The sequence below is a fragment of the Streptomyces sp. ADI96-02 genome (assembly GCF_003846185.1).
Lineage (GTDB): Bacteria > Actinomycetota > Actinomycetes > Streptomycetales > Streptomycetaceae > Streptomyces.
On record NZ_ML123034.1, the window covers coordinates 4,348,431 to 4,369,509 of the forward strand.

The 21,079-nt window shown below is 72.5% G+C and carries 16 protein-coding genes; 5 read left to right on the forward strand and 11 right to left on the reverse strand.

Going from position 1 to position 21,079, the window contains the following annotated elements:
• On the forward strand, positions 1–1,837 hold a 1,837-nt coding region (locus tag EES43_RS19290), incomplete at its 5' end, for a transglycosylase domain-containing protein (RefSeq protein WP_164493203.1).
• A gap of 84 nt (positions 1,838–1,921) precedes the next feature.
• Here the strand turns inward: EES43_RS19290 and EES43_RS19295 are convergent.
• The 5 genes from EES43_RS19295 to EES43_RS19315 form a co-directional block, all read right to left on the reverse strand.
• Positions 1,922–3,385: a catalase gene (locus tag EES43_RS19295; protein WP_124269855.1), complete on the reverse strand. Its 1,464-nt coding sequence runs from the start codon at positions 3,383–3,385 to the stop codon at positions 1,922–1,924.
• Positions 3,386–3,537: 152 nt separating this feature from the next.
• The gene (locus tag EES43_RS19300; RefSeq protein WP_124269856.1) at positions 3,538–5,451 is read right to left on the reverse strand and encodes a SpoIIE family protein phosphatase; all 1,914 of its coding nucleotides are present in this window, start codon (positions 5,449–5,451) and stop codon (positions 3,538–3,540) included.
• A 387-nt stretch (positions 5,452–5,838) separates the two neighbouring features.
• Positions 5,839–6,525, reverse strand: coding sequence for a cytidylyl-2-hydroxypropylphosphonate hydrolase (locus EES43_RS19305; protein WP_124269857.1), 687 nt, complete (start codon positions 6,523–6,525; stop codon positions 5,839–5,841).
• A gap of 78 nt (positions 6,526–6,603) precedes the next feature.
• Positions 6,604–8,007: a class II fumarate hydratase gene (locus EES43_RS19310; RefSeq protein WP_124269858.1), complete on the reverse strand. Its 1,404-nt coding sequence runs from the start codon at positions 8,005–8,007 to the stop codon at positions 6,604–6,606.
• A gap of 249 nt (positions 8,008–8,256) precedes the next feature.
• Positions 8,257–9,573: a M18 family aminopeptidase gene (locus EES43_RS19315; protein WP_124269859.1), complete on the reverse strand. Its 1,317-nt coding sequence runs from the start codon at positions 9,571–9,573 to the stop codon at positions 8,257–8,259.
• Between the two features lie 972 nt (positions 9,574–10,545).
• On the opposite strand from EES43_RS19315, the gene EES43_RS19320 reads away from it, so the two are divergent.
• Positions 10,546–11,562 (forward strand): LuxR C-terminal-related transcriptional regulator, encoded by a 1,017-nt coding sequence (locus EES43_RS19320; protein WP_124269860.1) that lies wholly within the window; start codon positions 10,546–10,548, stop codon positions 11,560–11,562.
• A 104-nt stretch (positions 11,563–11,666) separates the two neighbouring features.
• Here the strand turns inward: EES43_RS19320 and EES43_RS19325 are convergent, their stop codons facing one another.
• The gene (locus EES43_RS19325) at positions 11,667–13,334 is read right to left on the reverse strand and encodes a fumarate hydratase (RefSeq protein ID WP_124269861.1); all 1,668 of its coding nucleotides are present in this window, start codon (positions 13,332–13,334) and stop codon (positions 11,667–11,669) included.
• Between the two features lie 262 nt (positions 13,335–13,596).
• Here EES43_RS19325 and EES43_RS19330 point away from each other — a divergent pair, with 262 nt between their 5' ends.
• Both EES43_RS19330 and EES43_RS19335 read left to right on the forward strand, forming a co-directional pair.
• Positions 13,597–14,265, forward strand: a complete 669-nt coding sequence (locus tag EES43_RS19330; protein ID WP_124269862.1) for a DUF1707 SHOCT-like domain-containing protein — start codon at positions 13,597–13,599, stop codon at positions 14,263–14,265.
• A gap of 165 nt (positions 14,266–14,430) precedes the next feature.
• Positions 14,431–14,802: a WhiB family transcriptional regulator gene (locus EES43_RS19335; protein ID WP_124269863.1), complete on the forward strand. Its 372-nt coding sequence runs from the start codon at positions 14,431–14,433 to the stop codon at positions 14,800–14,802.
• 180 nt (positions 14,803–14,982) lie between these two features.
• Here the strand turns inward: EES43_RS19335 and glpX are convergent, their stop codons facing one another.
• Positions 14,983–16,014 carry a class II fructose-bisphosphatase gene (gene glpX / locus EES43_RS19340; RefSeq protein WP_124269864.1) on the reverse strand — a complete coding sequence of 344 codons (1,032 nt, stop codon included), beginning with the start codon at positions 16,012–16,014 and terminating at the stop codon, positions 14,983–14,985.
• Between the two features lie 135 nt (positions 16,015–16,149).
• Here glpX and EES43_RS19345 point away from each other — a divergent pair, with 135 nt between their 5' ends.
• Positions 16,150–16,755, forward strand: a complete 606-nt coding sequence (locus tag EES43_RS19345; RefSeq protein ID WP_124269865.1) for a DUF4245 domain-containing protein — start codon at positions 16,150–16,152, stop codon at positions 16,753–16,755.
• Positions 16,756–16,923: 168 nt separating this feature from the next.
• Here EES43_RS19345 and EES43_RS19350 read toward each other — a convergent pair whose 3' ends face one another.
• The 4 genes from EES43_RS19350 to EES43_RS19365 all read right to left on the reverse strand — a co-directional run bounded on the left by EES43_RS19350 (position 16,924) and on the right by EES43_RS19365 (position 21,020).
• Complete coding sequence (locus tag EES43_RS19350; RefSeq protein WP_124269866.1) at positions 16,924–17,514, reverse strand: malonic semialdehyde reductase; 591 nt, start codon at positions 17,512–17,514, stop codon at positions 16,924–16,926.
• A 236-nt stretch (positions 17,515–17,750) separates the two neighbouring features.
• A complete protein-coding gene (locus tag EES43_RS19355; protein WP_124269867.1) occupies positions 17,751–18,011 on the reverse strand; it encodes an exodeoxyribonuclease VII small subunit in 261 nt (86 codons plus the stop codon).
• Positions 18,012–18,166: 155 nt separating this feature from the next.
• Positions 18,167–19,378 carry an exodeoxyribonuclease VII large subunit gene (xseA, locus tag EES43_RS19360; RefSeq protein ID WP_124269868.1) on the reverse strand — a complete coding sequence of 404 codons (1,212 nt, stop codon included), beginning with the start codon at positions 19,376–19,378 and terminating at the stop codon, positions 18,167–18,169.
• A 190-nt stretch (positions 19,379–19,568) separates the two neighbouring features.
• Positions 19,569–21,020: an APC family permease gene (locus EES43_RS19365; protein WP_346774299.1), complete on the reverse strand. Its 1,452-nt coding sequence runs from the start codon at positions 21,018–21,020 to the stop codon at positions 19,569–19,571.
• Positions 21,021–21,079: the final 59 nt, after the last annotated feature.

Genomic DNA, 21,079 nt, shown 5'->3' on the forward strand with positions numbered 1-21,079 from the left:
CAACACGCTCAGCGGCAAGGGCAAGCAGGGCGGCTCGACCATCACCCAGCAGTACGTGAAGAACTACTACCTGACGCAGGACCCGACCGTGAGCCGCAAGCTCAAGGAACTGGTCATCTCGCTCAAGGTCGACCAGGGCAAGTCCAAGGACTACATCCTCGCCGGGTACATCAACACCGCCTACTACGGCCGCGGCGCCAACGGCATCCAGGCGGCGGCCCAGGCGTACTACGGCGTCGACGCCGAGGAGCTGAACGTCGCCCAGGGCGCGTACCTCGCCTCGCTGCTCCAGGCCCCCAGCCAGTACGACTGGGCGGTCGCCGGCGACACCGGCAAGCGGCTGGTCAAAGAACGCTGGGCCTACACCCTCGACAACATGGTCGAGATGAAGTGGCTGGACGCCTCCGAGCGCGCCGGGCTGAAGTTCCCCGTGCCGCAGAAGCCCAAGCCCCCCAAGGGCATGGAGGGGCAGACCGGCTATCTCGTGGAGGCGGCCAACAAGGAGCTGGACAAGCAGGGCATCTCCGCGGCGGACCGCGAGGCGGGCGGCTGGACCTTCACCCTGAACATCGACCGCAAGCGCCAGCAGCAGCTGGAGAAGTCGGTGGACAAGGAGCTGGAGTCGCAGCTGGACCGCGAGGGCAACAAGGTCGACGCCACCGTGCAGGCCGGCGCGACCTCCGTCGACCCGAAGACGGGCCGCATCGTCGCGATGTACGGCGGCGAGGACTACGTGAAGCACTACACGAACAACGCCACCCGCCAGGACTACCAGCCCGCCTCGACCTTCAAGCCGCTGGTGCTCGCCTCCGCCCTGGAGAACGAGGCGAAGACGCAGGACGGTGCGCAGATCGGGCTCAACACCATCTACGACGGCACCAGCCGGCGGCCCGTCGTCGGCGGCGACACCCCCGACGACCCGTTCAAGCCGCAGAACGAGGACGACCGCAGCTACGGGCGGATACCCGTCCAGCAGGCGATGAACAACTCGGTCAACTCCGTCTTCGCCCAGATGATCGTCGACGTGACGCCCACCGCCGTGAAGAAGACCGCGCTCGCCCTCGGCGTGCCCGACAAGAACTTCCCCGAGCGGCCCGCCGTCAGCCTCGGCACCATGAACGCCTCGACCGCCGACATGGCCGGGGTGTACGCGACCCTCGACAACCACGGCAAGCGGGTCACCCCGCACATCCTGAAGTCCGCCGAGCACCGCGACCGCACGGTCACGCCCCGGCAGCCGAAGAAGGAGCAGGCGATCAGCCGCGCCTCGGCCGACACGGTGACCTCCGCGCTCACCGGCGTCGTCGACGCCGGATCGGGCCGCGCCGCCGACAGCCCGGCCTACCAGGCCGCGGGCAAGACCGGCACCTCGGAGGAGAACAAGTCCGCCTGGTTCGCCGGCTACACCCCCGAGCTGACCACCGTCGTCGCCCTGTTCGGCGAGGGCACGGGCGGCCGGCAGGTCTCGCTGACCGGCACGGCCAACTCCGGCCGGGCCAACGGCGGCGGCTTCCCGGCCAGGATCTGGGCGGACTACACGCTCGGAGCCCTGGGCGGCGGCTCGGACGCGCGGTTCGACCTGGAGGACGTGGAGCGCGGCGAGGTCCCGCCGCCGCCGTCCCCGTCCAGCACCCCGTCCGAGGAGCCCACGCCGTCCGAGAAGCCCAGCCCCTCCACGTCGCCGTCCCGGACGCCGAGCGAGTCGCCCAGCGAGAGCGTCCCGCCGCCGCCCCCGCCGAGCACGACGCCGCCCACCCCGAGCACGACTCCGGACCTGCCGCCCGACCCCGACGGAGAGGACGGGCCGGGCAACGACGACGGACTGCCCCTGCCCTGAGCACCGGGTCCGCCGCGCGTCTCGGCGTGAGGAGGGGGGGCGGCGCCCGCAGGCGCAGCCCCCCTCCTCACGTCCGCCGGCCGGTCAGCCGCCGTTGACCTTCTTCGCGACCCGGTCGCCGAGGTCCTTGTCCACGTTGCGCCAGTACTGAAGCGACCGGTCCAGCACCGGGCGGCTCACGCCGTCCAGCAGATGGCCGGAGATGTTGGACACGAGCCGGTCGCGCGCCGCGTCGTCCAGCACCTCGCGCACCAGCGTGCCCGCCTGGCCCCAGTCGTCGTCCTCGCTGTGCGGCTTGTACGCCTCGTGCACCATCTCGCCCGCCGTCGCCCAGCCCGCCGGGTCGCCGTACCGCTCGGTGTCGGCGGCCGGACCGCCGTACGAGTTCGGCGCGTACACCGCGCCCGTCCGGGTCGGCTCGTAGCGCATCGGGCCGTCCTTGGAGTACGAGTTCACCCCGTGGCGCGGCCGGTTCGGCGGGAGCTGGGCGTAGTTCGGGCCGATCCGGTACCGGTGGGTGTCCGGATACGAGAACAGCCGGCCCAGCAGCATCTTGTCCGGCGACGGTCCGATGCCCGGGACCAGGTTCGACGGTTCGAACGAGGCCTGCTCGATGTGGACGAAGAAGTCCTCCGGGTTCTCGTTCAGCGTCATCCGGCCGACCTCGATCAGCGGGTAGTCGCCGTGCGGCCACACCTTCGTCAGGTCGAACGGGTTGAACCGGTAGTCCGGCGCGTCCTCGAACGGCATCACCTGGACGTACATCGTCCAGCTCGGGTGGTCGCCCGTGCGGATCGACTCGAACAGGTCGCGGCGGTGGACGTCGCCGTCCGTGCCCGCCATCGCGTCGGCGTCGTCCTGCGTGTAGAAGTCGATGCCCTGGTCGGTCTTGAACTGGTACTTCACCCAGAACCGCTCGCCGCCCGCGTTCACCCACATGTAGGTGTGGGAGCTGAAGCCGTCCATGTTCCGGTACGTCTTCGGAATGCCGCGGTCGCCCATCAGCCAGGTGACCTGGTGGGCGCTCTCCGGCGAGAGGGACCAGAAGTCCCACTGCATGTCGTGGTCGCGCACCCCGCTGTCCGGGCGGCGCTTCTGCGAGCGGATGAAGTCCTGGAACTTCATCGGGTCCCGTACGAAGAAGACCGGCGTGTTGTTGCCGACCATGTCGTAGTTGCCCTGCTCGGTGTAGAACTTCAGTGCGAAGCCGCGCGGGTCGCGCCAGGTGTCGGGCGAGCCCTGCTCACCGGCGACCGTGGAGAAGCGGGCGAGCATGTCCGTCCGCCGGCCCGGCTGGAAGAGGTCCGCCTTGGTGAACTGGCTGACGTCGTTCGTCACGACGAAGGTTCCATAGGCGCCGGAGCCCTTGGCGTGCACGACCCGTTCGGGGACCCGTTCCCGGTTGAACTGGGCCATCTTCTCGATCAGGTAGTGGTCCTGCAGCAGGATCGGGCCGTCCGCTCCGACGGTGAGCGAGTGTTCGTCGCTCTCCACCGGAATCCCTGCGTTGTTCGTGGTGTACGGAAGCTTCGGGGTTTTCTCGGTCACGAGCGTCCTCCCGTCGGTAGTGGGGGGTATGCAGGTCGCTCCGACGCCGTCCGGGCACACGGGACGCCGCCTTCACGAATGCAGTCAACTCCGACGTTTCGGGGTCGGCAACATTTCGCCGCGGCCCGTCACCGTGGCGGTCCCCGTCCGCCCTACTGCCCCCGGGTCGCCATTTCGAACCAGACGACCTTGCCCGTCGACAGGCGCGTCCCGCCCCAGCGCCGGGCCAGCCGGTTCACCAGGAACAGTCCCCGGCCGCCCTCGTCCGTCTCCCGCGCCCGGCGCTGCCGGGGCAGCTGCGGAGAGTCGTCGCCGACCTCGCAGCGCAGGATGTCGGTACGCAGCAACCGCAGCGTCACCGGTCGCTCCGCGTAGCGCACGGCATTGGTGACCACCTCGCTGACCAGCAGTTCCACCTCGTCCGCGATCTCGTCCAGGCCCCAGCGGCTGAGCGCCCGGCGGGCCAGTCTGCGGGCCCGGCCGGGGGCCGCGTCCTCCGGCTCCAGGTACCAGTAGGCCACGTCGCTCGGGGCGATCCCGTCGAAGCGGGCGGCGAGCAGCGCGATGTCGTCGTCCCGGTCGCCGGGACCGAGCATGTCCAGCACGTCGTCGCAGAGCGCTTCCAGCGGCGGCGAGTGGTCCGGGCCGGTGAGCTGCGCGGTGGCGGCCAGCCGCTCCCGCAGCTGCTCGATGCCCGTCCACACGTCCCGCAGCCGCGACTCCACGAGGCCGTCCGTGTACAGCAGCAGCGTGGCCCCCGCCGGCGCGTCCAGCTCCACCGCCTCGAAGTCGACGCCGCCCACCCCGATCGGGGCCCCCGGCGGCACGCGCAGCACCTCGGCCCGGCCGCCGAGGTGGAGCAGCACGGGCGGCGGGTGCCCGGCGTTGGCGATGGTGATGCGGTGCGCGACGGGGTCGTACACCGCGTACAGGCAGGTCGCCATGCGGTCGCTGCCGAGCCGCTGCGCCTGTTCGTCCAGATGGTGCAGGACCTCCTGCGGCGGCAGGTCCAGACCCGCCAGGGTCTGCGCCGTGGTGCGGAGCTGGCCCATGATCGCCGCCGAGGTCATGGAGTGGCCCATGACGTCGCCGACGACCAGCGCGACCCGGCTGCCGGGCAGCGGGATCGCGTCGTACCAGTCGCCGCCGACCCGGGCCGTCTCGGCGGCCGGCAGATAGCGCGAGGCGAGCCGGACGCCGGTCGGCTGCGGCAGCGAGTCGGGCAGCATGGTCCGCTGGAGCTCGTCGGCGATGTACGCCTCGCGCCCGTACAGCACGGCCTTGTCGATGCCGAGCGCCGTGTGCGTCGCCAGCTGCGCCGCGACCAGCAGGTCGCTGGCCTCGAACGGGCCGCGCTCCGCACCGCGCACGAAGACCGCGGCCCCGATCACCCGGCGCCGGCCGCGCAGCGGGGCGAGGATCGCGCGGTGCCCGGTGGGGACCGTACGGCCGGATCCCAGCAGCTCGGGCAGCGCGGCGCGGGCGGCGGCGGAGTCGCCGAAGACGGGGCGCACTCCGCGCAGCACCTCCGCCAGCGCCCCGCCCGCCCGCACCTCGCACAGCTCGGCGGCGGGCATCAGGTCGGCGTGCGGGTCGGTGACCGGCAGCCGCAGCCGCTCCGTCTCCGTACCGCTCTCGCCCTCCTCGTCGGTCAGCCTCAGGCGGTCGCTGCGCCGCAGCCGCAGCACGAACGGGCTCACCGGCCGCTCGTCGCCGACCGGGAGCGGGTCGCGGAGATAGACCAGGATGGCGTCGGAGAACGTCGGCACGCTCGCCCGGCACAGGCCCAGCACGATCTCGTCGAGGTCGATGCCCCGGGCGATCCGCCGGGTCGCCGCGCCGACGAAGCGCAGCCGGTCGCCCTCGCGGCGGGTCGCCGCCTGAGCCTCGGCGACCGCGGCCGGTCCGGGGCCCGGATTCGGGTTCGGGTTCGGCGCGGTGGCCGGGGCCGGGATCGCGGCAGCGGCGGCCGCGGCCACCGCGTCCTGCTGCCGGGGCCGGGTGCGCTCCTGCTGCCGGGCCGCGAGCGGCTGCCGGCCTTCGTGGGAGGTGGGGTGCTCCGTCACGCGTGGGATTCCGTCCGTCCGGGCCGGTTGTGTGAGGCAGTCGCCTCGTGGGGCGCTACTGTGCCCCGGCAAGCGCGGTAAGAACAACGGCTGTCTGCGGATGCCCCCGGACGCGGGGCCGAAACCGGGCGTCCGCGGGATGGCCGGTCCACAGCGCTCCGGTCTACAGCGCTCCGGGCGACGGGGCAGCGGCCGGCGAGCACGTCTCCACCCCCTCGTAGTGGTCCTGCGACCGGGCGGCGCGATCGGGGCCGTAACCCGTCCGCTCCGCACGACCGGTGCTGTGACTTGTGGTCAGATCCGGTGTGGCTCCCGCCGGTTGCGGCGGCCGGCCCCGCGTGCGACCGGTCCTGCCGACCGGGCCGCCCGAGGGACGCGTCCAGGGTCTCACGACGGCATGGGGGCCGGGGTGCGGTCCCAGTCATCCGGCAGCGGGGGCACCTGCCAGGCCGGATCGGGCCGCCAGTGCTCCCAGCCGTCCCGGAACGGCGAGCCCCACTCGCGGATCACGCCCACGGCCCTGCGGCCTGCCCTTCTGACGCCCGCGGCGGTGCGCCGGTCCATCAGGCCGACGCGCTGCGCCTGGGCGAACTCGTCCTCGTCGAGCCACTTCCAGCTCCGGTCCGGGTGGACGGAGATGTCGAGAAAGTGATCCTCGGAATCCACCCCGCCGGTCCAGCGGGTGCGCGGCTCCTCCAGGTTCACGTACCAGTTGCGGAAGAGCCAGCCGCGGTCCCAGAACAGCCAGACGGACCACGGTTCGCCGGGTCGGGCGAGCTTCAGGACGCCCGAGCCGAACCAGGTGGAGCGCACGGTGGTGCGCGGAGCGGTGTAGCGCGTGGCCAGCGGCTCCGCGTGCACCTGCGTGCCGTCGGCCAGCACCGGGCGTACGCACTCGGTGCCGGGGGCCATCCAGACGGCGAGCAGGTCGTGGGTGTCCTGGACGACGGTCACCGGGCGGCAGATGTGCACGGGCGGGGCGTCGGCCGCCCGGTGGGCCCGGCCGTTGTCGCGGTAGCGCCAGAGGATCTGGTCCCCCGGCGCCCAGCGTGCGCACTCTCCCGTACCTGTCATGGAGGGATCTTACGGACCGCTTCCGCCCGCCCGCTGCGACTCTGGTCACCCACGTGTCACGGGCGGGCGGAAGCGCTCTCAGGGCCGCGTCATCCCCAACACGTCCAGCGCCTCGTCGAGCTGTTCCTCGGTCAGGTCGCCGCGCTCGACGTAACCCGAGGCCAGGACGGTCTCGCGGATCGTGGCGCCGTCCGCCAGGGAGCGCTTGGCGACCTTCGCCGCCTCCTCGTAGCCGATGTACCGGTTGAGCGGGGTCACCACCGAGGGGGAGGACTCGGCGTAGGCGCGGGCCCGTTCGACGTTGGCGGTGACGCCGTCCACGGTGCGGTCGGCCAGCAGCCGGGACGCGTTCGCGAGCAGGCGCACGGACTCCAGCAGATTCTTCGCGATGACCGGCAGCATGACGTTCAGTTCGAAGTTGCCCGCCGCGCCCGCCGCCGCGACCGTGGCGTCGTTGCCGGTCACCTGGGCGGCGACCATCAGGACCGCCTCCGGGATCACCGGGTTGACCTTGCCCGGCATGATCGACGAGCCCGGCTGGAGGTCAGGCAGATTGATTTCGGCCAGTCCGGTGCGCGGGCCCGAGGCCATCCAGCGCAGATCGTTGCAGATCTTCGTCAGCGAGACGCCGATGGTACGGAGCTGGCCGGACGTCTCCACGAGCCCGTCCCGCGCGCCCTGCGCCTCGAAGTGGTCGCGCGCCTCGGTCAGCGGCAGCCCGGTGGCGGCGGCCACCTCGGCGATCACGGCGGCGGAGAAGCCGGCCGGGGTGTTGATGCCGGTGCCCACCGCCGTACCGCCCAGCGGCAGCTCGGCCAGGCGTGGCAGCGAGGACCGCAGCCGCTCGACGCCGTACGCGATCTGCGCCGCGTAGCCGCCGAACTCCTGGCCGAGAGTGACGGGTGTGGCGTCCATCAGGTGCGTACGACCGGACTTCACGACCTCCGCGAATTCGGCCGATTTCCGCCCCAGCGAGGCGGCCAGGTGCTCCAGCGCCGGGATCAGGTCGGCGGTGACGGCGGCGGTCGCCGCGATGTGGATGGAGGACGGGAAGACGTCGTTGGAGGACTGCGAGGCGTTGACGTGGTCGTTGGGGTGCACCTCGCGGCCCAGGCGCTCGGTGGCGAGGGTGGCGATGACCTCGTTGGCGTTCATGTTCGAGGAGGTGCCGGAGCCGGTCTGGAAGACGTCCACCGGGAAGTGCTCGTCCCAGCGGCCCGAGGCCACCTCGTCCGCCGCCTCCCGGATCGCCCGCGCGATCTCCGGGTCCAGCACCTCCAGCTCGGCGTTGACCTTGGCGGCGGCTGCCTTGATCCGCGCCAGCGCCTCGATGTGCGAGCGCTCCAGGCGCTGCCCGGAGACGGGGAAGTTCTCCACCGCCCGCTGGGTCTGCGCCCGCCACTTGGCGTGGGCGGGGACCCGCACCTCGCCCATCGAGTCGTGCTCGATCCGGAACTCTGCGCGGCCGGACGTGTCGACCATGGTGTTCGAACCTCCCGAAAAAGATGAGCATGTGTCTTGTCGTGCGTGTGCCCCAGCGGCCCAGCGGCCCACCGGCCCACCGGCCAGTAAACACCGGGGGCAACCACTCACCGGGAGGCGCGATGAGGCGCACGCACAGCAGCTTCGAGGGCTTCGCGGAAGGGAGGACCGGACTGATCCCGCTGGGCGACGGCGGGATCAGCGGCGAGGCCGTCGGCGCCTGGGGACCCGGCACCGCCGGACGACCTCCTACGGGAGCCGCCAGTCCCCGGCCATGAGCGCGCCGAGGGCCGCCGCGAGATGCGCCGGATCGTCCACCCCGCACATCTCGCGCGCCGAGTGCATCGACAGCCCCGGCACACCGACGTCCACCGTGGCGATCCCGAGCCGCGCCGCCGTCAGCGGCCCGATCGACGTACCGCACGGCATCGCGTTGTTCGACACGAACCGCTGCCACGGCGCGCCGGCCCGCTCGCACGCCGCCGCGAACATCGCGATGCCGGTGCTGTCGGTGGCGTAGCGCTGGTTGACGTTCACCTTGACCGTGGGGCCGCCGCCGGGCAGCGGACGGTGGTCGGGGTCGTGCCGCTCCGCGTAGTTCGGGTGCACCGCGTGCGCCATGTCGGCCGAGACGCAGAAGGCGCCCGCCAGCGCCCGCGACCAGTCCTCGCCGCTGCCGCCCCGCGCCGCGACGGACCGCGACAGCACCCGCTCCAGCAACGGGCTCTGCGCGCCCGTCTCCGACGCGCTGCCGACCTCCTCGTGGTCGAAGGCGGCCAGCACCGGCACGAACGACGGCTGCTCCGTCCCGGTCGCCGCCTCGATCAGGGCGGTGAGCCCCGCGTGCACCGAGATCTGGTTGTCCAGCCGGGGCGCCACCACGAACTCCCGGTCCACGCCCAGGTACCCGGGCGGCTGGACGTCGTGCAGCATCAGGTCCCAGCCCACCACGTCGGCCGGGTCCTCCCCGGCGGAGGCGGCCACCAGCCGCAGCAGCTCGCCCTCCCGCGGATCGCCCAGCGCCCAGACCGGGGCGAGGTGGCGCTGCCGGTCCAGGGCCAGTCCGTCGTTGACCGACCGGTCGAGGTGGATGGCCAACTGCGGCACCCGCAGCAGGGGTTCGTCGATGTGCACCAGGCGTCCGCGCGGAGCGCCGTCCGGGCCGCCGCGCAGGGCCAGCCGCCCGGAGATGCCCAGGTCCCGGTCGAGCCAGGTGTTCAGCGGGACGCCGCCGTAGATCTCCACCCCGATCTGCCGCCAGCCCGACGAGCCGGTGTCGGGCGCGGGCTTGACCCGCAGGTTGGGCGAATCGGTGTGGGTGCCGACGATACGGAACGGGGTGTGCGCCGGAGCGCCCTCGGGCACGTACCAGGCGATCAGCGCGCCGGCCCGGCTGACGAAGCTGCCGCCGGTCGCCCCGGCCCAGTCGTCCGTGCCGTGCAGCTCGCGGAAGCCGGCCTTCTCCAGGCGCTCGGCGGTGTTCGCCACCACGTGGTACGGCGAGGGGCCGGCGGCGATGAAGGAGAGCAGGTCGTCGGTGTGGCTTCGGTGGGGGGCCGGAGTCATACGGCGTCCGCCTTTCCGGTGTTCGGCAGTGGCTGCGAGGGTGAAGGTCCGCCGAGCCGGTCGGGCTCCGCGCTGTATCCGCTCCGGGCCGTCGGCGTGGTCGCCGCACGGGCCGCCGCAGGAGCGCTCCCGCGGACTCCGGGCGCCGGCCGGTCGGACCGGGCGCGGACCCCGCGGGCGGACGGTGGTGACGAGAAGGGGCGGTTCGGTGGGGCGAGGTCTGCGGTTCAGGGGCCGTGGGGAGCCCTTGACGTCGCGGGCCACCCTCCGCGCGGTCCGGGCGGGACGCAAGTCCGGCGCGGGGCCCGCTGCAAGAAAGCGGCGGTACGGGCCCGCGCGCCCGCCACCCGGTCCCGGTCTCCCGGGCTCCGGGGGCGGCGGCCTTCCGGGACGCCGGAACGCGCGGTACGGGGCCGGGCGCGCCGACAGCAACGGCCCCGGCGGTCGCCCGCGCCGGTCCGGCCGGATCCGGTGCGGGCGGCGCAGCGCCCGGTGCGCCCGTTCCGGCCCGTGCCTGGCCCTGGCGTCATCGCCTCACGAGATTGGCTGGATTTCGCCGTACGTGCCGGCCTCCGGCGGGCCCGCCGCCCGCCCGACCGCGCCCGGACCCCCGTCCCGGGCGCGGTCGAACCGCCCGTACGGGCGAGGGGGCACAGCGACCGCCGGGTGGCGGCCCTTTCCTCACGGCGTGCGCCGGATTCCCCCTGTGAATCCGGCGCGAAGCGCGCCGGGCCCCGTTCCCCCCGGGAACGCGCCGTGGGAAGCGGGTGCGAATCCGGTGCCGGGTAATCGGCGACGCCGTGCGCGGAACGTGCTGTCACACGCGTTCCGGCGGTGCGGTGCCGACCCGTACGCCGATGGATTTCCGACAGGCCGTCAGCGCGTTCGGTACCGGATGTCACTCACCCATACTCGTTCAGGGCGGCTCCACGGCGGACGTTCGCGGATTGCACAAAGGTAATCTGCATCCTTGTGAAGGACGATCATTACCGCTCACCGGCATGTGATTGCCGTGAATCACCGTCGGACCGGTGGATACCGGAAAAACCCTGCGAAGCCGCGCTCACGACCTATCGGCGCGCGCTGTCCGAGGGCGGCCTTCCCGAGCGGCAGGTCCCCGCGTGCCTGCGGGCCCTGCATCTGATGGTCGCCGATCCGGACGCGCCGCCCGGCCGCCTCCTCCCCGTACCACCGGAGACGGCCTCGTTCGCCGCCCTGGCGCCGATCGAGGAGGCCATCGCCGAACAGCGCCGCACCCTGCGCTCCGCCCGCGCCGCGCTCGCCGCCTTCGAGGCCCTGCACGCCGACGCGCACCGCCGCGACCGCCCCGAGCTCACCCGGCTCTCCGGCGAGGCCGTCATCAGCAAGGCCCTGCACGCCGGGGTCAGCGGCTGCCGCGCCGAGGTCCGCACGGCCCATCCGGGCGGCGGACGCCCGGCCCACATCCTGCGCGAGTCGCTGCCGCGCGACCTCGGCAACCTGCGCCGGGGCATCCGCCAGCGCACCCTCTACCAGCACACCGTCCGCTCCGACCGCACCACGCTGGCGTACATCGAGCAGGTGACCGCCGAGGGCGCGGAGGTCAGGACGCTGCCGGAGGTCGTCGACCGGGTCATCGTCTTCGACCGGGACCTCGCGTTCATCCCGTACTCCGACGAACCGCACACCGCCCTGCGCGTCCAGCACCCGTCGCTGGTCCGCTTCCTGGCCCGCAACTTCGACGAGGCGTGGGCCCGTTCGGTCCCGGTCCGCCCGGAGCGGGCCCCGCTGCGCACCCCGGTCGTCACCTCCGACCTCCAGCGGGCGATCCTCCGGGCCGTCGTCAACGGCGAGACGGATGCCGCCATCGCCCGCCGGATCGGCATGAGCCGCCGCAGCGTGGCCGAGCACATGCGCAAGGTCTCCGAGCAGCTCGGCAGCACCAGCCGGGCCCAACTGGGCTATCTGGTGGCGACGTCGGGCCTGCTGGAGGGCCGCGAACAGGCGTGAGGGGCGCCCCCGTACGGGACGCCCCTCCTCGGTGCCTTCTTCCGGTCTCTTCCGGTCTCTTCCGGTCTCCTTCGGTCCCGGTCCCGGTCCCGGCCGCGGCCGGCTCAGCCGAGGCCGGGGCCCCGCACCGGGATGCTGGTGAACGTCGGAGCCGGGGCGGGCTCGGTGAAGAAGTCGTTGCCCTTGTCGTCCACGACGACGAACGCCGGGAAGTCCTCGACCTCGATCCGCCAGACCGCCTCCATGCCGAGCTCCTCGTACTCGACGACCTCGACCTTCTTGATGCAGTCCTGCGCGAGCCGGGCCGCCGGGCCGCCGATCGAGCCGAGGTAGAAGCCGCCGTGCGCGTCGCAGGCGTCGGTGACCTGCTTGCTGCGGTTGCCCTTGGCGAGCATCACCTTGGAGCCGCCAGCCGCCTGGAACTGCGCGACGTAGCTGTCCATCCGGCCGGCCGTCGTCGGGCCGAACGACCCGGACGCGTACCCTTCGGGCGTCTTCGCCGGGCCCGCGTAGTACACCGGGTGGTCCTTGAGGTACTGCGGCATCTCCTCGCCCGCGTCCAGCCGCTCCTTGATCTTGGCGTGCGCGATGTCGCGCGCCACGACCAGCGGGCCGTTCAGCGAGAGCCGGGTCTTGACCGGGTACTTGGTCAGCTCGGCCAGCACCTCGTCCATCGGCCGGTTGAGGTCGATCCTGACCACGTCGCCGGCCTCGTCGAGGTGCTCGTCGGTGGTGTCCGGGAGGAAGCGCGCCGGGTCCTTCTCCAACTGCTCCAGGAAGACGCCCTCGGCGGTGATCTTCGCGGTGGCCTGGCGGTCCGCCGAGCACGAGACGGCGATGGCCACGGGCAGCGACGCGCCGTGCCGGGGCAGGCGCACCACGCGCACGTCGTGGCAGAAGTACTTGCCGCCGAACTGCGCGCCGATCCCGATCCTCTGCGTCAGCTCGAAGACCTTCTCCTCCAGCTCCTTGTCCCGGAAGCCGTGCCCGGTGGGGGAGCCCTCGGCGGGCAGCTCGTCCAGGTAGTGCGCGGAGGCGTACTTCGCGGTCTTCAGCGCGAACTCGGCCGAGGTGCCGCCCACCACGATCGCCAGGTGGTACGGCGGGCAGGCCGCGGTGCCCAGCGAACGGATCTTCTCCTCCAGGAACCTCATCATGGAGGCTTCGTTCAGGACGGCCTTCGTCTCCTGGTAGAGGAACGACTTGTTGGCCGAGCCGCCGCCCTTCGCCATGAAGAGGAACTTGTACGCGCCGCCGTCGGTGGCGTACAGCTCGATCTGGGCCGGCAGGTTGGAGCCGGTGTTCTTCTCGTCCCACATGGTCAGCGGGGCCATCTGCGAGTAGCGCAGGTTGAGCTTGGTGTACGCGTCGAAGATGCCGTGCGACAGCGCCTCCTCGTCACCGCCCTCGGTCAGCACGTTCTGGCCGCGTTTGCCCATGACGATCGCCGTGCCGGTGTCCTGGCACATCGGCAGCACGCCCGCGGCGGCGATATTGGCGTTCTTCAGGAGGTCCAGCGCCACGAACTTGTCGTTGGAGGACGCCTCGGGGTCGTCCACGATCCGCCGCAGCTGCGCGAGGTGGGCCGGGCGCAGGTAGTGCGAGATGTCGTGCATCGCCTCGGCGGCCAGCGTGCGCAGCGCCTCCGGCGCGACCTTGAGGAACGTACGGCCGTCGGCCTCGAAGGTGGAGACACCCTCGGCGGTCACCAGGCGGTACGGCGTGGTGTCCTCTCCCAGCGGGAGCAGATCGGAGTACGCAAACTCTGGCATGACGGCCATTCCTCACTCGGCGACAGCGGCTGGCCTCCCTCGGCCAGCGCATCCACCAGGGTAGAGCGCCGCGCCGGGAGCGGTCCCGTGAGGTAGGGCTCACCTGGAGAGGGGCGCGGTGCGCGCGGGGCCGGGGCCGGGCCGGGGCTGGGGCCGGGGTGGGGCTGGGCCGGAATGGGCTGGGCGCTGTCCCGGCTGAAACCCGTGGTGTGTCCGGCCGGGAGGCTAGTCGCGATCTATCGCGTCTGGGTACGCTGACGCGGTGGACCTACAGAAGCAGCCCCAGCAGCCTGTCGCGTCGGCCGATCCGGCACCCGGCGGCATGCGCGCCTCCGACGCCGACCGGGACCGGATCGCCGACATCCTGCGGGAGGCGATGGCCGAGGGCCGCCTGACGGCGGAGGAGCACGCCGAGCGCGTCGACCTCGTCTACCGGGCCAAGACCCTCGACGAACTCCAGCCCCTGGTCCGCGATCTGCCCGCGGCCTCCGGCCCGCGTGCGGGCGCCGAGTCGTACGCGTACGGCTCCGGGGCCCCCGACGGGCCCCCGGACAACCTCGTCGCGATCTTCAGCAGCGCGACCCGCAAGGGCCGTTGGCGGGTCGGTGGCCGTACCAACGCCTTCGCTCTCTTCGGCAGCGTGGAGATCGATCTGACCGAGGCGCTTTTCGGCCAACGGCTGACGGTCATCAACGCCACCTCCGTCTTCGGCAGCGTCGAGATCAGGGTGCCGGAGAACATCTCGCTGCGCGGCAGCGGCAGCGGCGTATTCGGCACTTTCGAGGTGACCACACTCGAATCGGGAGATCCGGAGGCACCGGTCGTCGTCGTGAACGGCTTTTCCGTCCTGGGCTCGGTGGAGGCAAGGCCCAAGCGCGGCAAGTTCGTCGCCGACCTGCAAAAGCGGCTGCGCAAACACTTCGGGGTCTGAGCGCCCCGCGGCGGGAGCCTTCAAGAATCGGCCAGAATGCCGCGCGGAGGCATTGCCGTGCGTCGCGCGCCGGTGGCACGGAGTGCATATGGCGCTCGCGCAGCGGGTAGGGAGTGCTGCATCGACTCTCGCTCGCGAAGCCGTAGCCGTCGTCAGGAGTAGACCGTGCTGCAACCGCCGCATCAGCCTCTGCATGTCGTCGCCGTCCCCGCCCAGCGGGCCCCAGCGCGGGAGGACGAGGCGGGCCCCTGGCATTCGGAGGCGGTGTGCCGCCGCGACGAAGCAGGGCTGTTCTTCGCCCCGTCGAAGGAGCCGACCGCCGCCCGACTGGCCCGCGAGGAGGCCGCCAAGCGGGTCTGCGCCCGCTGCCCGGTGATGGTCGAATGCCGGGAGCACGCGCTGATGCAGCCCGAGCCGTACGGGGTGTGGGGCGGTCTCACCGCCGCCGAACGACGCGTGGCGCTCGCCCGCCGCCGTCGGCGCGACGTCGAGCTGGCCGCGACGACGCCCGCCGGGCGCATAGCCGCGGCGGGCTGAGCGCGAGGACAGGGAGAGGGGGTGCGGGAGCGACGGCTCCCGCACCCCCTCGACCGTGGTCCGCCGCGAGACGGCGTCCCCGGATCGATCCGTTACGCGTACCTGTTACGCGTACCTGTTACGCGTACCCGTGACGTCGGTGCGTCGTCGGGCCGGAGTGGGCCGCCCGGCCGGAGCCCGTCACTTCGCGCGGTCGAAGTCGATGGCGCTGTAGGCGCGCAGCTTCGACAGCCGGTGCGTCGAGGAGATCGTCCGGATGGTGCCCGACTTGGAGCGCATGACGATCGACTCGGTCGTCGCCGTCTCCGCGCGGTAGCGGACCCCGCGCATCAGCTCGCCGTCCGTGATGCCCGTCGCCACGAAGAACACGTTGTCGCCGCTGACCAGGTCGTCGGTCGACAGCACCCGGTCCAGGTCGTGGCCGGCGTCCAGCGCGCGCTGCCGCTCCGCCTCGTCCTTGGGCCAGAGCTTGCCCTGGATCACGCCGCCGAGGCACTTTATGGCGCAGGCGGAGATGATGCCCTCGGGCGTGCCGCCGATGCCCATGAGCAGGTCGACGCCGGTGCCCTCGCGGGCGGCCATGATCGAGCCCGCCACGTCGCCGTCGGAGATGAACTTGATCCGCGCGCCCGTCTCCCGGATCTCCTTGACGATGCCCTCGTGCCGGGGGCGGTCCAGGACGACGACGGTGACGTCCTCGGGCGTCGAGTTCTTCGCCCGCGCGACACGCCGGATGTTCACCGACACGGGTGCGTTGATGTCGACGAACTCCGCCGCCTCGGGGCCCGTGACCAGCTTGTCCATGTAGAAGACGGCGGAGGGGTCGAACATGGCGCCGCGGTCGGCCGCCGCCAGCACGGCGATCGCGTTCGGCATGCCCTTGGCGTTGAGCGTGGTCCCGTCGATCGGGTCGACCGCGATGTCCACCTCGGCCCCGGTGCCGTCGCCGACCCGCTCGCCGTTGAACAGCATGGGCGCTTCGTCCTTCTCGCCCTCGCCGATGACGACGACGCCGTTCATCGAGACGGTCGAAACCAGGGTGCGCATGGCCTTCACGGCGGCGCCGTCGGCGCCGATCTTGTCGCCGCGGCCCACCCAGCGCCCCGCGGCCATGGCGGCGGCCTCGGTGACCCGGACCAGTTCCAGAGCCAGGTTGCGGTCGGGGGCCTCCGGGGAGACCTCAAGCTGGGACGGCAGATGATGCTCGGACATCGGAGCGCACCTTTCTGTACGGCGACGACCGGAAAAGAGGGTGCTGTGACTCTATCGGTAGGTCGATAAAATGAGCAGTGCGGGTCACGCATGAGCGCCCACCCTGCGGTCGGGCGTGTTGGGCCCCGTGCCACCATGGACTCCGTGGCAAGCAAGCGAGGCAAGCAGACCGTCCGGGACATGTTCCTGTCGACCCTGGTGATCGCCGCCTGTGCGGGCGTCATCTACCTCTTCGTTCCGCACGACGACTCGGCCGATCCGATCAAGGCCGTCGACTTCACCGTCGAGTTGGCGACCGTGCGGACCGCCGCTCCGTACCCGGTGGCCGCGCCGCACGGGCTGCCGGAGAAGTGGAAGCCGACCTCCGTCTCGTACGACGCGGAGGAGGACGACGCCTGGCACATCGGCTTCCTCGACCCGGACGGCAAGTACGTCGCAGTCGAGCAGTCCACCGCCCCGGCGCGCGCCTACGTCCCCCAGGTCACCCAGAAGGCCGAGGACACCGGCCGCACGGAGACCGTCGCGGGCCGCGAGTGGGCCTACTGGGAGGGCGCCAAGTACGACGCCCTGGTGCTGCACGGGAAGGACGCCACCACGGTGGTCACGGGCTCGGCGCCCAAGGAGCGGCTGGTGGAGATGGCCGCCGCGCTGAAGACGGAGCCGTCGGCCGCACCGTCCGCGTCGACCGCACCGACTGCACCGACCGCACCGACCGCGCCGACCGAGACGCCCGCTTCCTGAGGCGGTCCCGGTATCGAAGCCGTACGCCGGAGTCCGGCGGTAAGCCGGTACCCCGGTACGCCGAAGGGGCCCGGAGCACACATCGTGCTCCGGGCCCCTTCGGCGTACCGCGGGCCGCGCCTCACGCGTCACGCGTGTCACGGGCGCGGTCGCCGCTCCGGTGCGGACTCAGACGGTCGTGACGACCTCGTCGTACGACAGGCGCGGGCTGCGCGGGAACCAGGCGTCCTCGCCCGGCTTGCCGATGTTGACGACCATCAGCGGGGTGTGGTCGCCGTCCAGGAACTCCTTCTGGATGCCCGCGGCGTCGTAGCCGGTCATCGGGCCGGCGGCCAGGCCGGCGGCGCGGACGCCGATGATGAAGTAGGCGGCCTGGAGGGCGGCGTTGAGCGTGGCGGAGGACTCGCGGACCGGGCGCTCGCCGAAGAACACGTCCTTGGCCTGCGGGAAGTGGGGGAGCAGCGCCGGAAGCTCCTCGTGGAACTCGTTGTCGGCGGCGAGGATCGCGACCAGCGGAGCCGTGGCCGTCTTGGGCCGGTTGCCCTCGCTCATGTGCTGCACCAGGCGCTCGCGGCCCTCGGCGGAGCGGACCAGGACGACGCGCAGCGGCGACTGGTTGAAGGCGGTGGGGCCGAACTTGGCCAGGTCGTAGATCGCCTGGACCTGCTCGTCGGTCACCGGCTCGTCGGTGAAGGTGTTGGCGGTGCGGGCCTCGCGGAAGAGGAGGTCCTGGGCTGCGGGGTCAAGAACGAGGGACATGGGTGCGAACCTTCCGGGCGAACAGGGGTCGAGCGACGCGACGACCGTAGCCGGAGTTTAGGTTAACTTTCAACTAAAGTCGGATCGGAGTGATCCACTCCACACCCTCGTCGTGGGGGTGATCGTGATGGTGATCCTCAGCCCGGAACCCGCGACTCGGGCCGCCCCTCGTCCGCGCCCCACCCGTGCCCCGCCCCACGTCCGCGCCCCGCCATGCCCCGCCCGCGCCCTCGCCGTCAGGCTCCGGCGGTCGCCTCCGCGTCCGGCTCGTCGCCCCCCGGCCCCGCCAGGGCCGCGTCCAGCCGGGCCCGCGCGCCCTCCAGCCAGTGCCGGCAGACCTTCGCCAGCTCCTCGCCGCGCTCCCACAGGGCCAGCGACTCCTCCAGCGTCGTGCCGCCCGCCTCCAGCCTGCGCACGACCTCGATCAGCTCGTCCCGCGCCTGCTCGTAGCCGAGCGTGCTCGTCGCGGCAGCCGCCGCCGTCCCGTCGTCCGTCATGCCGTCCACCCTAAGTCCGAGCCGTTATGTCATCGCGGACGCCGACCGCCCGCAGAGCACGGCCGACCGGCCGCGCCATCCGTCCTCCCGGCCGCCCGTCCCCCTCACCCGGCCGCCGCCCCGCTTCGCCCGCCCGGCTCATCCGTCCACCCGGCTCATTCGTCCACCCGCACGGTGAACTCGCCCTCCGAGACCCGCGCCCGCAGAGGTTCGCCGGGGGCCCCGGCCTCGCCGGGGGCGCGGACCACATGGCCGTCGGGCCGCTGGAGCACCGCGTAACCCCGCTCCAGCGTGGCGGCGGGCGACAGCGAGACGACGCGGGCCCGGGTGTGCGCCAGCTCCGAATCGGCCCGGTCCAGCAGATGGCCCAGCACCCGGCGGCTGCGCCCGACGAGCGCGTCCACCTCGGCCTCGCGCTCGTCCACCAGCCGCTGCGGGTGCTCCATCGACGGACGGCCCAGCGCATGCGCCAGGCCCCGCTCCTCGCGCTCCAGAAGACCCCGTACGGTCCGCAGCGCCCGGTCCCGCAGCTGCTGCACCCGCTCCAGCTCCTCGCCCACGTCCGGGACGACCTTCTTGGCCGCGTCCGTGGGCGTGGAGGCCCGCAGATCCGCCACCAGGTCCAACAGCGGGGAGTCCGGTTCGTGGCCGATCGCGGAGACCACCGGCGTACGGCAGGAGGCCACGGCCCGGATCAACCGTTCGTCGGAGAACGGCAGCAGGTCCTCCACGCTGCCGCCGCCGCGCGCCACGACGATCACGTCGACCTGCTCCAGGGCGTCCAGCTCCTCGACCGCCCGCACGACCTGGGCGACCGCGTTCACGCCCTGGACGGCTGTGTTGCGGACCTCGAAGCGGACGGCGGGCCAGCGGCGGCGGGCGTTCTCCAGGACGTCGCGCTCGGCGGCCGACGCCCGACCGCAGACCAGCCCGATCAACTGCGGGAGGAAAGGCAGCGGCTTCTTGCGGTCCGGTGCGAAGAGCCCCTCGGCGGCGAGCGACTTCTTCAGCTGCTCCAGCCGCACCAGCAGCTCGCCGATCCCGACCGGCCGTATGTCCGTCGCCCGCAGCGACAGCTGGCCCCGGGGCGCGTACCACTCGGGCTTGGCGAGGACGACGACGCGCGCGCCCTCCGTCACCACGTCGGCGATCCGGTCGAACACCTGCCGGAAGCACGTCACGCTCACCGAGATGTCGTGCGCGGGGTCGCGCAGGGTCAGGAAGACCACCCCGGCGCCCGGCCGCCGCGACAACTGGGTGATCTGCCCCTCGACCCAGACCGCCCCGAGCCGGTCGATCCACCCCCCGATCAGGCGTGACACCTCACCGACGGGCAGCGGCGCTTCCGCGGACGTGTTGAGAGCCATACGGGCGAGCGTATCGGCAGCCACCGACAGCCCCCCGCACCAGCGACCGAGCCCGGCACGCCTACCCGTAGTCCGGAGCCGCGCCCGGTCACATTCCCGTACGCCGGCGGCCCCGTAGTCCGGAGCCGGCGGCCCACCTCCCCATACGCGCGCCCCGCGCACCTCTCCGTTCTCCGTACGCGCGCCCCGCTCACCCCTCCATACCGGTACGCCGGCCCGTCCCCTGCACCGCCAGCACCACGAGCCCCACGCCGAGCCAGCACAGACCGACGATCTGCGCGGTGGCGGTGGCCTCCACGATGACCGCGATCAGCGCCCCCGCGCCGACCACCGGAATCAGCACATGCCGCCACCACACGGGCGGGCCCGCCATCCGGCGCACCACGAACCAGCCGACCACCGAGGCGTGCAGCAGCACGAACGCCGTGAGCGCGCCGACGTCCACCACGGAGACCAGATGGTCCAGGCCGTCGTCGCGGCGGGCCGCCCACACCGCCGCCACCAGCGTCACGACTCCCGCGCCCAGGATCGCCACCCGCGGCACGCCCGACCGCTCGTCCACCCTGGCCAGGAACGGCGGCAGACGGCGCTCCCGCGCCATCGCGAACACCAGGCGACCGGCGGCGGCCTGTCCCGCCAGCGCCGCGAAGGCCGCGCCGATCGCCTTGCTCACCGCCACCAGATCGTGCAGCCAGGTCCCCACCGAGGTCTCCACCGCGTCGTAGAACGCCGACCCCTGCAACGACGGATCGGCGGCCAGCTTCGCCGAGCTGACCGGTTGCAGCAGTGCCGCCAGGTACGTCTGCGCGACGAACAGCACGCCGGCCAGCGCCAGGCAGAAGAGCACCGCCCGCGCCACCTTCCGCGAGCCGCCGGTCACCTCCTCGGCGAAGGAGGCGATGGCGTCGAAACCCAGATACGAGAGCACCGCCACCGACACCGCGCCCAGGACCGCCGCCAGGGAGAACGTGCCGTCCCCGCCCAGCGGCGACAGCCAGCCGCGCTGCGCGCCGTCCCGGACCAGCACCACCACGGCGGAGACCACGAACACCAGCAGCACGGCGATCTCCATGGCCAGGACGGCGAAGCCGACCCGGGCGGCGGCCCGTACGCCCCACAGGTTGAGCAGCGTGGTCACGAGCACCGCGAGCGTCGTCCACACCCACCGCGACACCTCCGGGACCAGCGCGTTCATCGCGATGCCGGAGAAGAGATAGGCGACCGCCGGGATCAGCAGGTAGTCCAGCATGGCCATCCACCCGGCGATGAACCCCGGCCCCTCCCCGAGCCCCTTGCGCGCATAGGTGAAGACCGAACCCGCCAGGGGAGCGACCCGGATCATCTGGGCGTAGCTGTAAGCGGTGAACGCCATCACCACCGTGGCCACGACGTAGACCAGCGCGACCGCGCCGTGCGACTTGGCGTCCAGGGTGCCGAACACGCCGACGGGGGCCATCGGAGCGATGAAGAGCAGCCCGTAGACGACCAGGTCGCGGAAGCCCAGCGTCCGCCGCAGCTCGCCCCCGGCCGGATCGGCCCCGAACCCGGGCGCGGGATCGGGCGCGGGCCCGCGTTTGCGCCCCGGCCCCTGTCCCGGCTCGCGCCCCGCGTTGTTCCCCGGGTCCTCCGGCACCGATGTCATCGACCCTCCATCGCCATCGCTCACCCGTGCGTCGCCATCGCTCACCCGTGCGTCGCGAT